General features: G+C 36.1%; 14 protein-coding genes. 13 read left to right on the plus strand and 1 reads right to left on the minus strand.

Annotated features, from left to right (window positions below):
• Window positions 1-1,151, minus strand: a 1,151-nt coding sequence (locus RQ893_RS05215) for a metallophosphoesterase (RefSeq protein WP_311481992.1), incomplete at its 3' end; no start/stop codon positions are given.
• Window positions 1,152-1,330: 179 nt separating this feature from the next.
• Between RQ893_RS05215 and RQ893_RS05220 the strand changes: the two genes are divergently transcribed.
• The 13 genes from RQ893_RS05220 to RQ893_RS05280 all read left to right on the plus strand — a co-directional run.
• On the plus strand, window positions 1,331-2,539 hold the full coding sequence (locus tag RQ893_RS05220; protein WP_311481993.1) for an ammonia-forming cytochrome c nitrite reductase subunit c552: 1,209 nt from the start codon (window positions 1,331-1,333) through the stop codon (window positions 2,537-2,539).
• A 50-nt stretch (window positions 2,540-2,589) separates the two neighbouring features.
• A complete protein-coding gene (locus RQ893_RS05225) occupies window positions 2,590-3,864 on the plus strand; it encodes a cytochrome c biogenesis protein ResB (protein WP_311481994.1) in 1,275 nt (424 codons plus the stop codon).
• The gene (ccsB, locus tag RQ893_RS05230; RefSeq protein WP_311481995.1) at window positions 3,864-4,685 is read left to right on the plus strand and encodes a c-type cytochrome biogenesis protein CcsB; all 822 of its coding nucleotides are present in this window, start codon (window positions 3,864-3,866) and stop codon (window positions 4,683-4,685) included. The genes RQ893_RS05225 and ccsB overlap by 1 nt, the downstream gene beginning before the upstream one ends.
• A gap of 9 nt (window positions 4,686-4,694) precedes the next feature.
• Entirely contained in the window at window positions 4,695-5,246 is a 552-nt protein-coding gene (locus RQ893_RS05235; protein WP_311481996.1) for a hypothetical protein, read from the plus strand.
• A 90-nt stretch (window positions 5,247-5,336) separates the two neighbouring features.
• Window positions 5,337-6,236 carry a hypothetical protein gene (locus RQ893_RS05240; protein ID WP_311481997.1) on the plus strand — a complete coding sequence of 300 codons (900 nt, stop codon included), beginning with the start codon at window positions 5,337-5,339 and terminating at the stop codon, window positions 6,234-6,236.
• Window positions 6,226-8,235, plus strand: coding sequence for a DHH family phosphoesterase (locus RQ893_RS05245; RefSeq protein ID WP_311481998.1), 2,010 nt, complete (start codon window positions 6,226-6,228; stop codon window positions 8,233-8,235). The genes RQ893_RS05240 and RQ893_RS05245 overlap by 11 nt, the downstream gene beginning before the upstream one ends.
• The gene (gene rplI, locus RQ893_RS05250) at window positions 8,213-8,662 is read left to right on the plus strand and encodes a 50S ribosomal protein L9 (protein ID WP_311481999.1); all 450 of its coding nucleotides are present in this window, start codon (window positions 8,213-8,215) and stop codon (window positions 8,660-8,662) included. The genes RQ893_RS05245 and rplI overlap by 23 nt, the downstream gene beginning before the upstream one ends.
• Window positions 8,662-9,993, plus strand: a complete 1,332-nt coding sequence (gene dnaB / locus RQ893_RS05255) for a replicative DNA helicase (RefSeq protein WP_311482000.1) — start codon at window positions 8,662-8,664, stop codon at window positions 9,991-9,993. The genes rplI and dnaB overlap by 1 nt, the downstream gene beginning before the upstream one ends.
• A 7-nt stretch (window positions 9,994-10,000) precedes the next feature.
• Window positions 10,001-10,540, plus strand: coding sequence for a GNAT family N-acetyltransferase (locus RQ893_RS05260; RefSeq protein ID WP_311482001.1), 540 nt, complete (start codon window positions 10,001-10,003; stop codon window positions 10,538-10,540).
• Window positions 10,530-11,261: a DnaD domain protein gene (locus RQ893_RS05265; protein ID WP_311482002.1), complete on the plus strand. Its 732-nt coding sequence runs from the start codon at window positions 10,530-10,532 to the stop codon at window positions 11,259-11,261. The genes RQ893_RS05260 and RQ893_RS05265 overlap by 11 nt, the downstream gene beginning before the upstream one ends.
• A 1-nt stretch (window position 11,262) precedes the next feature.
• Entirely contained in the window at window positions 11,263-12,243 is a 981-nt protein-coding gene (locus RQ893_RS05270; RefSeq protein ID WP_311482003.1) for an ATP-binding protein, read from the plus strand.
• Window positions 12,230-12,901, plus strand: coding sequence for an NAD(P)H-hydrate epimerase (locus tag RQ893_RS05275; protein WP_311482004.1), 672 nt, complete (start codon window positions 12,230-12,232; stop codon window positions 12,899-12,901). Before RQ893_RS05270 ends, RQ893_RS05275 begins: the two co-directional genes overlap by 14 nt.
• Window positions 12,902-12,982: 81 nt before the next feature.
• On the plus strand, window positions 12,983-13,566 hold a 584-nt coding region (locus tag RQ893_RS05280), incomplete at its 3' end, for a DUF4349 domain-containing protein (protein WP_311482005.1).

The raw sequence follows: 13,566 nt of genomic DNA on the forward strand, positions 1-13,566 counted from the left end.
TTTTCTAAGGTGTGTAAGGATGCATCTTCTATGTGGATGGTATTTTTATTTTCATCTGTGTAGGTAAACTCATTTATAAGTTCGGTCTTGATTTCAATTTCAAAACCGCTTATGGTTCCAGACTTGTTTTCTATTTTTAAATGTCTGATTGGAAGAGGGTAGGTAATGGTTGACCCTGTTTGTATGTCATAAATTTCATTTCCCTCTTCTGAGATAAATTTGGCAGTGCCGTTTTCGTGAAGGTGGCCTGTAAAGATAAATTTAACCCCATTATCAGCTAGAACTTCTATTGGAGTTTTATTATTAAGTCTATAGTCAGAATCCTTAATCTTAGTCTTATATTCCTTGATTATAAAAGGTGAAAAAACTAGCTCTTGGTTTCTAAAATTTGGGATAAAAGCATGGTGGGAAACTCCTATTACCATATCACCTCTTGCCTTGGCTTCATCAATCTTATCCGCTATCCACCTTAATTGTTCTGTAGAAACAGAGCCTATTACATTATTAACCCCATCCCTGTGGCCTTGCTCCATATCTGCGGCATAGATGGATGAATCAATCATGATTATAGTAAGTCCATTGTCATACTTATATTCTTTTTTTACCCTAGCTACATAAGAAAAATATCCATTTGCATAATAGGAAAATTTTTCATCCCTTTGGTATTCTTTGTTTACCTTATCAAGATAGGTTTTGAAAATATCTGAATCCTTATAAAATTCAAGGACTGAAGAATCTTTATAGATAAATTCGTAAAGCTCGTAAAAGTCTTTGGGACTGGTAGGATTTGTTTTAGTATCATTTTTATAATCGTAGGCTTTTTTTGAATTTATGTCGTGGTTGCCAGGTATGATAAAAATTTTCCTGTTAGGATCCTTTGCCTGCCAAGCTCTTAGGAGGCTAGCAGATTTTTTGTGGCTAATATATTCGCCTTCCTTGCTTATATCTCCAGAAATTATCAAATAATTGCTACCCGCTTCATCAACAAGGTCTAGGGCCCTTTTAAAAAGCGATTCACTTTCTACAACAAGTTTTCTTTCAACTTTTAATTCTTTTTTTAAACTTTCAGTATTGGCAATCAAAGATTCATCCAAGACATGAGGGTCTGATATGATTGACAAATCGAAAGTATTTATATCCTTATTAGTCATAATATCCTCGTAAATTTGCTAGATATATTATACCATTTTAAAGTTTTATTGATATAGGATGAATCAAAAGGAAAAGCTTTGCTTGATAATATAAAACTTAAATGCTATAATAGAAGTATAAATAAGTATAATATGTGGTTAGTTTACGTATTTTTATTTTAAGAATAAAGGAGGGAATAATGAATAAGAAGATAATAACGACCTTATCAGCATTTATCATGGCCATATCTCTTAGCTCCTGCGGGAAAAATATGGAATTTAAGACTGCAGAAGATTACAAAGATACATATCCAGACGTTTATGCGACATATAAAGCAAATGAAGATATGAGCGAAACTAAATTTGGTGGGTCAGTCCAAGTTGACTATCTAGAATCCCATCCAAACCTAAGAACCTACTACGAAGGTTACTGCTTTGCCAAACAATACGACAGGGCGAGAGGTCACGTTTATGCCCTAGAAGATGCTCTTAATACAAAAAGGCCAAAGCCAGGTGCATCCTGCCTAGCTTGTAAGACAATGGACTTTGTAGCTGCCCTTGAAAAAGACGGAATAGACGTAAACAGTATTGACTTTGACCAGTTTGTTAAAGACCATCCAAAAATGCAGACAATTTCATGCGCTGACTGCCATTTGGATGATCCTGGCAAAATCCAAGTAACAAGAGACCACTTCAAAAAACAAATTGACGAAGGCAATGTAAATTCTAATAATGCCAAGGTAGACAGTCTTGCTTGTGCCCAATGTCACGTTGAATACTACCTAGATCCAGAAACCAAGGAAGTAGTTTTACCATACAAGTACGGTTTTGAAACTGACGATATGTTAAAATATTACGATGAAATTGACTTTGCAGATTGGGAACATCCACAAACAGGTGCTAAGCTCCTAAAGGCCCAACACCCAGAGTTTGAAACCATGATGGGTTCAGTTCATGATTCTGCAGGACTTTCTTGTATAGACTGCCATATGCCACTTGTAGAAAATGAAAAGGGCGAGAAATTTAGGTCTCACCACTGGACAAGTCCACTTAAATCAAAAGATGGCATCAAGAATGCTTGCTTATCTTGTCACGCAGGAAAGAGTGAAGATGAGATGATTGCTTGGGTTGAAGAAGTTCAACAAGGTGTCTCTGACAGGACAAATGAAGTAAGTGATGAACTCAAAGCATTTATAGACCTTTTAGCTAAACACGTTAAGGCTGGTGACTTATCTAACGAAGATAAGGCAGAGCTTCAAAAAATTCACAGATATGCTCAATTCAAATGGGATTTTGTTTGGGTAGAAAATGGGGAAGGCTTCCATAATTCAAAGAAAGCCCATCAAAACCTAGATGAAGCCGAAAAATTAGTAAAACAAGGCCTAGAAATCTTAAAGAAGTATGAATAAAAAAAGCTAAAAAGGACTCCCAAGGAGTCCTTTTGCTTTTAAGGAAAATTATGAAAAATCAGATTAAAAAAGTATTTAAAAGTTTTTATTCAATGAAAACTGGGATTATACTCCTAGTTGTAATTGCGCTTTTATCGATAATAGGAACTGTCATCCCCCAGGGCAACCCAGCAGATTTTTACCAGCACTCTTACGGTGATTTTTGGGCGAAAATTATCCTCGCCTGTGACTTTGATAAGGTATATTCAGCCTGGTGGTATATTTTAATTACAGTATTATTGTTGATAAATTTATTTTTGTGTAGCGTAAACCGCTTCAAGATAATTTTTAACAAATCCTTTAAGGATCCAGACCTAGGGCCTAAGCTTAAAAATTATGAATCATGGCCTAAGGTAAAAGACGAAAACCTTGAGATTTTTAAAAAGTTTAATGTTAGGACTTATAAAAAAACAGAAATTGATGGCAAGGAAGTTTACTATGCCTTTGATGGCAAGATTGGATACATGGGCTCTTGGCTTACCCACCTGTCACTTATTATTATAATTCTTGCCTTTGCCTATGGTAGGTACCGTGGCTTTGAAGAGTTTGCCCGCGGTGTGCCAGGTACAATAATGGAGCTAGAAAACTCTGATTACAAGATTAAGGTCGACCAATATGATGTCATGTTCAGAAAAGATTATACAGTTGAGCAGTATATCACCAGCCTATCTATCCTAGATAAAGACGGAAAGGAAGTCGACAAGGGTCTTGCTATGGTAAATAAGCCTTTTAGGTTCAAGGACTTTAACGTCTATCAAAACTCAACAGGTTGGGCCTTTGATGCTCTTCTATTTAAGGATAAAAAGCTAGTAGAAGATAAAATTATGTATAAGGGAGATTTCTTTGTAGCTGATAATAAGAAAATCGCCCTCCAATTTGTAGATTTTTATCCAGATTTTGATGAAAAGTCAATGATGAAGCCAAGGACTAAGTCACCATTTTTAAACCACCCAGTTACTCTTTATGCCTTATTTTATGATGGGATGAGGGTGGATATGGGTCTTAACCACCCAGGAGATCCTATCACGTGGGAATGCTACAGCTTTGTAATCAGAGACCCACAGATGTTTACCCTAGTTCAAGTTGCGAGAGATCCTGCTACACCTATAGCTCTTTTTGGGGCGGGTCTATTGATGATTGGTCTATTCTTAGCCTTTTACATCAATCCAAGGGACCTAATTCTAGTTAAAGACGATGGCTTCGCCTACCTTTTCATTAAGCAGGCCAAGCACGACAAGCTTCACAGCAAAAAATACGAAAAAATAATTGGAGAGATTAAATTATAATGAACTTATTAAGAGTAGAAAATATTTTATTTTATATAAGCCTTTTTGGATATTTAATATCCATGCTGCTATTCATAGCACTTTTTGTAAATAAGACCGAAAAATGGGGACTTAGGGGCAAAAATGTTTTAATCATTGCCTTTGTCGCCCATACCCTAGCCCTTGGAGTTAGGTGGGTAAATGCAGGGAGAATTCCACTTTCAAACCAATACGAATTTGCCACAGCCTTTGCGTGGGGAATTGCCCTTTGTTATTTGATTTTCGAAAGAAAATACAAACTTCTTGCCATGGGCACCTTTGTCACCCCAATCCTATTTTTAATCATAGGCTATGCTGCCATGCGTGATAGGACTGTAAGACCTCTTATGCCAGCCCTTGATTCTAAGTGGCTAGCAGTTCATGTTTCCCTAGCGATTTTATCCTACGGTGCCTTTGCGGTAGCTGCAGGTATATCGGCAATGTATTTAATGAGAGATAAGTTTAACAGTGATTCTTTTATCTCAAAATCAATGGCAGATAAAGACCAGCTAGACCTAATAGCTTACAGGATTATAGCCTTTGGTTTTATTTTCCTATCCCTTGTAATGATTACCGGTGCTATATGGGCAGAATCAGCTTGGGGCAGGTATTGGGCCTGGGATCCAAAGGAAACTTGGTCTTTCATAACCTGGATAATCTATTCGATATACCTTCATCTCAGAAGATCAAGGGGTTGGGAAGGAAATAGAGCAGCAATCTTTGCCATCCTAGGTTTTATTTGTGTAGTCTTCACCTACATAGGTGTAAACACCCTTCTTCCATCCCTTCACTCTTATGCCTAAGAGGATATAATGAAGAAATTTAGGATAAAAGACATAAGTTTTATGGCCCTTGCCATAGCCTTGATGTATGTATTTGGCAAGGTCTTATACACTTTAAGCAGGTTCTTTCCAATCCCAGGCTCAAGGGTTATATTTACTACGCCACTTTTTACCTTTGTTCTAACAGCAGCAGTCCTAAAGACAAAGAAAATTGGAACTATATCTATAATCATGGGCCTTTTGGCTCTGATTTTATTAAGGCTATCCTTATTTGGCGGCCTAGCTGTGGGTCTAACTGGTATCCTAACCGACCTAACGACTTTTGTTCTTATTAGGTCTTATACTGATTACAAGTCAATAACCAAGACCCTAGCCTTCCACAGCTTCTATTCAATTTGGGTATCCTATATAATAATTAGTTTGTTTATAGAAAACTCCACCTTTATTATGGGAAATGCCTTCGTGGTCTTGGTAGTTTCTATTGGTTTATATTTTATAGCCTACTATATATCAAGGGCATCCATAAAGCTTTTTGAATCTAGGAAGCTGCTTGATAACAAGACTCACAGTTTCAGAGACTAAGGCCACCTGCACTTTATAAATATTGTTTAAATTCCTTTTTAAAGTAAAATAGTATAGATAAAAATTATTCAATTTTTATATGGAGATTTTATGACTTTAACCAAAACAATAAACAGGATTATGGAGCCTATTTTTGTCATAGCCCTAAGTCTACTTTGCTTATATTTTTCAAGTCAAAGTTTGATATATATTGGTATTATCCCAATATTGTTCGCTATTTTTTACTTTAACGAAGGGATTTTAAGCTTTATATTTGCGGCTTTTGGCACCTACCTATTAGGACTAAGCTTTGTAGATAGGGATCTTTTGACCATGAATCTTATCCCTCTACTAATGATTAGCCTAAGCTTAATAATTTTGATTAGCCTTAGGTTTTCTGCGAGAGCAGAGATAATAACGGTCTTTATAATAACCAGTCTGATATTTATTTTTTTATACAAGTATCAAATCGACATAGAGGGTCTTAACTTAGATAAACTTGCTATAAAATTAAAGGAAAATTTTGAAGAAGTCTATCCTTACACCCTAGACCTTGATATTTATAGGCTAACAACCAGCTTATATCCAGCAGTAATAGGATGGGTAGCAATGTTTTATGCTATCTTATCTGTTAAGATTATTAGAAATTACTTATCTTTTAAGGATGAAAGATATTCAGATATAGATAATCTTGATGAGCTAAGGATGAATCCCAAGGACTTGGTTATTCTTTTTGTAGTTGACCTTATAATATTTTTTGTGGGGAAATTTTTCGCAATTAAGGATATATATATCTTGGCTAATTTGACACTACTAAGCCTGATGTTTTTTGCCATAAATGGGGCAAGTCTTTTTGATTATATGCTAAAAAACTCGAAGCTACCCCTAAGCAGGGCTTTTCAGTGGTTTTTTATGCTCATTTTAATCCAGGTTTTACTTATCCCTTTGGTTCTCTTCGGGATTTTAGACATATTTATAGATTTTAGAGCAAGGAGGAAAAATGAAGAATAACGACAAATTTATTAGCCCAGCTAATATTGTTTTGATAATGGCTTTTCCCTTACTTGCAAGCCTAGTACTTTTTTTCTACAATCCAACCTTAGGTGCATTGGGATTTTTTGTTTCAATAATATTATATTTATTTTTGAAAAACATAAATACAACCAAGGCCAAGGAACTTCAAAAATATGTAGATGAGGTATCCTATTCTTTTGATTCTATTACAAAAAATGTAGTTTTTGAAATGCCTTTTCCTATAGCTATTGTAGAAAATGATAGGAAGATAATGTGGCATAACTCATTTTTTAAGGATTTGTTCCCATCTAGGACTCTAATAGGCGAAGAAATTGATAATCTAATTCCAGATTTTTCTGTAATTGAGTTTGATAACGAAGAGATAAGGACATCCAAAAATGTCACTATAGCTGATAAGGTAATTCAGTTTTATTATTCGACTATTTTTGAGGATGACCGCAGCAAGGGTCAGACATTTTTATATGGAATAGACAATACCTACGATGAGTCAATAAAAAAACTTTTTAAAGATAAGAGGCTTGTATTTTATTCTGTCTTTATAGACAATTACGAAGATATAAGAAATTCAGCCAGGTCTGAGGCTAGACCAAGAGTTCTTGGGGAAATTGATAGGGTTATAAACGAGTATTTTAAAACTTATAATTGCTTGATTAGAAAATACGAAAACGACAGGTTTATGATCCTAAGCGAATACCAAGACTATAGAAATATCCACGATGATAAGTTTTCTATCCTGGATAAGGTTAGGGATATTAATGAGGGAAATACCCTTCCACCTACCTTGTCAATAGGAGTGGGACTTGCGGGAGCTAAGCCTTCTGAAATCTATTCTGATTCCAGAGATGCTATTAATATTGCCCTTTCTCGTGGAGGAGACCAAACTGTAATCAAACTAGAAGATAATTACGAATACTTTGGTGGCAAGACTAAGGCCATAGAAAAAACCTCCAAGGTTAGGTCTAGGGTCATTTCCCAAGCCCTAAAGAGAATGATGCAAACAAGCCCGGAAATATTTATCATGGGCCACAACAACCCCGACATGGACTCTTTTGGCTCGGCCCTTGGTGTCTATGAAGGTGCAAGGTCAATGGGAAAAGTTGCTTATATTATCCTAAATGAAGTGACCAAACCAATCGAAAATATGTACGCCAGAGTCACCGAAGAATTAGAAGAATTAAAGGATAATATCCTTACCGAAGAAGAGGCTCTCAAAAGAATAAACCAATCATCTTTGGTAATCGTCACAGATAACCACAGGAAAAATTCTACCGAAGGTCCAGCCCTTCTTGATAAAACCGATAATATTTTTATTATCGACCACCATAGGAGAGGGAAGGATTATATCAAAAAAGCAACCATCTCTTATATTGAGCCATATGCATCATCTGCATCAGAACTTGTTACAGAGATTTTATCCTATTTGGACGAAAATTTTAAGGCAAGGACTCCTGTTGCAGAATCGCTATTGGCAGGTATAACAGTTGACACCAAAAACTTTGTCTACCAAACAGGAGTCAGAACCTTTGAAGCAGCTTCAATTCTCAAAAGATGGGGAGCTGATTCGGTCTACATCAAGAGGATGTTCAAGGATGACTTCGAGATTGTAAAATATAAATCAGAGGTAATAGCAGATTCATTTATTGTCAATGACTTTATTGCTGTAGCCCATTTCAACAGGGAAATAGATGGATCAACCTTGATTGCAAGCCAGGCAGCAGACGACCTATTAAACATTAAGGGAGTCTTAGCAAGCTTTGTCCTAACCAGGGCCAATAATAAAATTCACATCTCAGGTAGAAGCTTAGGCGATATATCGGTACAATTAATACTAGAACGCATTGGAGGTGGCGGACACTTAACAGCCGCAGCCACCCAATTAGATATGAGCATGGAAAATGCTGATAAAATGTTAAGAAAAGCTATTATTGAATATTTAAGAGAGGAAGAAGAAAATGAAAGTAATACTAACAGATAATATTGTAAGAGTTGGAGTTAAGGGAGACCTTGTAGATGTAAAACCAGGATATTTTAGAAACTACCTAGACCCACAAGGACTTGCTGTAAAAGCAACAAAAGAAAATATGGAAGAGCTAGAAAAAATGAGAGAAGAACTCAAGAAAGAAGAAGCTGAAAACAGAAAAGCAGCAGAAGCTCTCAAAGTTAAAATCGAAGCACTTAGCCTAGAACAAAAGGTAAGAGTAGGCGAAGATGGCAAACTATTTGGTTCTGTAACAAATAAGGACATTGCAGAAGCTCTAGCAGAAAAAGGAATCGAACTTGATAGAAAGAGAATCGAAGAAGTTGAAAAAATCAACGGACTTGGTGAATTCGTTATAAATGCTAGACTATATGAAGGAGTAAACGCAGAACTTAAAGTTAATGTAGTTGCTGAGGTAGAATAATGACAGATGGCATAAGGCCACTACCTTATGACTTCTTATCAGAACAGGCTATCATAGGTTGTATTCTAGCCAAAAATGAAACTTTTGATAGTGCAAATCAAATTATAAAACCTGTAGACTTTTACGACTCGAGAACACAGAGGATTTATAAGTCCATAGTCCAGATGTTTGAAAAAGACATTAAAGTTGACTATGTATCGCTTGTAAGTCAACTAGCGAGTGAAAATATATTACAAGAAGTTGGAGGGGAGGAGTTTATCACTGAGATTACCCTCTCCTCATTTTATACTCCAAATATCGAAACTTATTGTAAAACAGTTAAGGAAAAGTCACTACTAAGGAGTCTTATTGGGGCAAGTGAGGATATAATCGATTCATCATATAAGCAAACAGATGATGTAAGCGATATCCTTGCTATCGCAGAAAATAGAATATTTGAAATATCACAAGACAGCCACAACCAGGGATTGGTAAGGGTAGCAGACACTATGGATGAGACCCTAAAGCAGATAAATGAACTGACCCTAGCTGATGGGAAAATTACTGGAGTTGCAACAGGTCTTGATGTAGTAGATAATAAATTATCTGGACTTCAAAATTCTCAGCTAATCCTACTTGCAGCAAGGCCAGCTATGGGTAAGACTGCCCTAGGACTAACTATGGCTTGGAATGCAGCCAAAGTTGGTAAATCAGTAGCTTTTTTCTCTCTTGAGATGTCAACCTACCAGCTTAACCAAAGACTTTTATCAATGGTAAGTCTTGTTAGTCTTGAATCAATTATCAATGGGTCAATTAGAGATGATGATTGGACACTTTTGATAGATGCAACCAAAAAAATTGTAAAAACTGACCTCTATGTTGATGAAACACCGGGTATCAGGCTTTCAGAAATGAAATCTAAGCTAAAAAGATTGAAGGCTGAAAGAGGACTTGACCTAGTTGTAATCGACTACCTTCAGCTCATGCAGGCAGATGGCAGGCAGGAAAACAGGCAAAATGAAATTGCATCTATTTCTAGGGGCTTAAAATCTCTATCCAAGGAATTAAATTGTCCGATTCTTTCCCTTGCCCAATTGTCAAGAGAGGCTGACAAGAGAGCCGACCACAGGCCAATCCTATCAGACCTAAGAGAATCTGGCGCTATCGAGCAGGACGCAGACGTGTTTATGCTCTTATACAGAGAAGTCTATTACGACGAAGAAGTTGAGCCAAACCAAGCCAAGGTCATCTTTGCCAAGCACAGAAATGGGGCGACTGGAACTGTAGATTTATTCTTCAACAAACAATGCACAACCTTCACAGACTTGTCCCTAAGGGATGAAAATGTCTAGGATATATTTGGCAAAGATAGACACCGAAGCCGCCTTTGAACTAAAAAAATGGGCGATATTTGATGATCCCAAGCTTCTTGGCTATAATTATGGCAACCTCACAGATTTTGAAATAAAACTTTGGCAGGGCACTATTTCCATGCCAAACAAAAAATATTTTGCAGTAAGAAGGGTAGTTGATGACCGCTTTATAGGCTTTATAGGACTCAAAAATATTAATCCTCTCTTCAGAAGGGCAAAACTAGGTATAGTCTTTGACCCTAACTATGTATCAGAAGGTTATGGCTATGAGGCTGTGATAGCCATAATGAGGGTGTTTTTTGTGGAAATGGGCTATAGGACCCTCATCCTTGATGTCAACACCTTCAATGAAAGAGCCCTGAACCTATACAAAAAATGCGGTTTTAAAATCACTTCCTACACTAGGGAGGTCTTTGAAAACCAAGATGTAGATGTAGATGAGGAAAATTTTGAGTTATCACATGGCCTCGTCTATTCTAAAATAATTAATATGAAATTAACTAAGGAAGATTATTATGAACTTTGAAATGCAAGAATTAAAATTAGATATGGGTACAACCCCTTTTGAAAATATGTTTTTAAATACCTATCTTCAAATGGCTGATGGTGATGCTATCAAGGTTTATCTATTAATCTATAAGGAAATTTACACCAATAATAGCGTAGATGAAGAAAAGATTAAACGCCAACTAAACTTTGACGACCAAAGATTTCTAGATGCAGTAAATTTTTGGATAAATATGGGTATCTTTAGGGAAAAAAAGGCGTCTGATGGGTCAAACTATATAGAAATTGTCTCCCTAAGACAGATGTATTTTGGAGAAAGCGAAAATACTTCCTCTAATGAAATCAATTTTGACAAGGCTCAAAGAAAGTCTATCATGTTTGAAAATGTAGAAAGAATCATCGCAAGAAAACTCACTCCAGCAGATATCACAAGAATCCACGAGACCCTAGGAGAATATGACCTAGAACCAGAGCTAGTTACAGAAGCTTTTAGGCAGGCCAAAGAAGCAGGCAATGTTGATGTTAAATATGTCATGGGCTACCTAAAGACCTGGCGAGATATGGGGATAAATAGCCTAAACGCCCTCAGAATGAAAGAAGAAAGAGACAAACTCAAAAAAGCAAATGGAGTAAGGACCTACAGGAGAAAGTCAGACCCTACTAAATCAGCTGACGGCATGTCCATAGCCGAACAAGCCAGACGCAAGAGACTTCAAAGATTAAACAAGACGGAGAATTAATATGAAAGCCAACGAAAAAGCCTCTCTAATCTTAGCCGAAAGACGCAGGATAAACAAGGTCTTGCAGGAAGAGAGAATTAAGGAAATCTACAAAAAAATTCCCCAAATCAAGGCTATTGACACCCTTATAAAAGAAACTGGTTTTAAAAGCCTAGAGCTTGCCTCCCAAAAGATGGACACAAGTAAGGCAGAGGAGAAAATACAAAAATTAAAGGCAGAAAAAAATAAACTCCTCGCTGAAAATGGCTATGAGACTGACTATATGGATTTGAAATACCACCACGACCTATGCAAGGATACTGGTTTTATTGGCACTAAACCTTGTTCTTGTAGGCAAAACCTAATCATCGAAGATAATTATGAAAAATCAGGACTTAGGTCTGCCATCAATAGGGAAAATTTTTCAACCTTTAATTTCAACCTATATTCAAAAAATCCTTACATGAATTTTGATGTAAGCCCTTACGAAAACATTGTAAAAATTGTTGGTCAAATTAAGAAGTATATAAATGATTTTGACAGGCAAACTGGCAATATCTATATCCAAGGTCAAGTCGGCAGGGGAAAGACCTTCCTAATTAATGCCATAGCCAAAGACCTTCTCGACAGAAATTATTCGGTTGTCTATATGACATCTACCAAGCTTTTTAAATTTTTAAATGACTACCACTGGGCCTTTGAAGATAGGAGAGAAAACCTCGAAAGCCAGTACGAAATGATATTTGATTGTGACCTACTAATAATAGATGACCTAGGAGCAGAAACTCACAGATCAACTGACCAGTCAAATCTCTTTGATGTTGTAAATGAGAGGATGAACAAGGGTTTGCCTATTATTTTATCTTCCAACCTAGATGAAGATATGATAGGAGAAATCTATGGTCCTAGAGTATTTTCTAGAATTTTGGGTAATAATTCTAAGACCTATGAAATATTTGGTGAAGATCTAAGATTAAAGGGGACAGATTATGATTTTAGTTGACAGAAACCAGATGCAGGCTATTGATAAGTACGCCATTGATACTCTAAAGATACCTAGCCTTTGCCTAGTAGAAAGGGCTAGCCTTGCTGTGCTAAAAAATATTAACCTAAATAAATTTGGATATTTTGCTGTTATAGCAGGAGTAGGCAATAACGGGGCAGACGGCCTAGCACTCGCTAGAAACCTCTTAGCAAGATACAAAGATGTTGAAATATTTATAATCGGCGATATAGCCAAAGCAAGTGACGAATTTAGGCTAAATTTAGAGTCTTGCCAGATGCTTTGTGAAGAAATATTTTTTATAGAATCTATCGAAGACTTAGAAAACATGGAAAAAAGACTTTCCAATGTCAACCTAATTATAGATGCCATCTTCGGCACAGGACTAAATAGACCAGTCACAGGCATCTTTTCCACAGTTATTTCTATCTTAAATAACGTAATGAAATACAAGGTCTCAATCGATCTCCCATCAGGCCTTGATGCCTCAACAGGCAATGCCCTTGGAGAAGTAGTAGATGCAGACTTGATAGTAACTCTCCAACTGATGAAAACAGGCCTTTATGAAAGAGAAGCCTACAAGAAAAAATGCGTAGTAGAAGACATTGGTATCCCACAAAAGGCGATAGATTCAGTTCTATATGGATTAGTTAACTAAAAAAAGACTTTTAATTAAGTCTTTTTATTTGTTTACAATACTTTACCATGATGATATAATAAAAGAAAAGAGGAGGGCCTTATGAAAAAGAAAGTTTTAATAATTTTAATAAGCCTTTTTACGCTTGTTTCTTGCGGATCTAACAATTATAAGTCAAATGAAGTTTCCGATTATGCAGAAAATATGAAACCGACAGAAGAATATAAAGGGGAAGCTGAAATGGCAAGTGATACTGCTATTGATGATCCAGATGCTAATAATATAGCAGAAAATTCAGATTCTTATATAGAAAGAATTGTCTATTTGGATTTAGAAACAACAAATTTTGATAAAGACCAAAAAATGATAAGAGATTCTGCAAAAAATATATCCGGTCAAATTGAAAATGAGTCTACATTTTTATATAACTCGGATAATAGTAGTGAGCTAAGGTCCAGTGATTTTGTGATAAAAATCCCAAGAGAAAATGCCAACAAATTCGACAAGACTCTTGAAGAAGTTGGAAAAACCAAAAATATTTCCAAAAATTCAAATAATCTCAAAAATTCCTTTAGAGATGTGGACAAAGATTTAGAAATCAAGGAAAAACAGCTTGATAAATTCAACGAGCTCCTTGATCAAACAACAAATATCGAAGACACCCTAGTCATCAATGCCAAAATCAT

The organism is uncultured Anaerococcus sp. (genome assembly GCF_963510915.1).
GTDB lineage: Bacteria > Bacillota > Clostridia > Tissierellales > Peptoniphilaceae > Anaerococcus.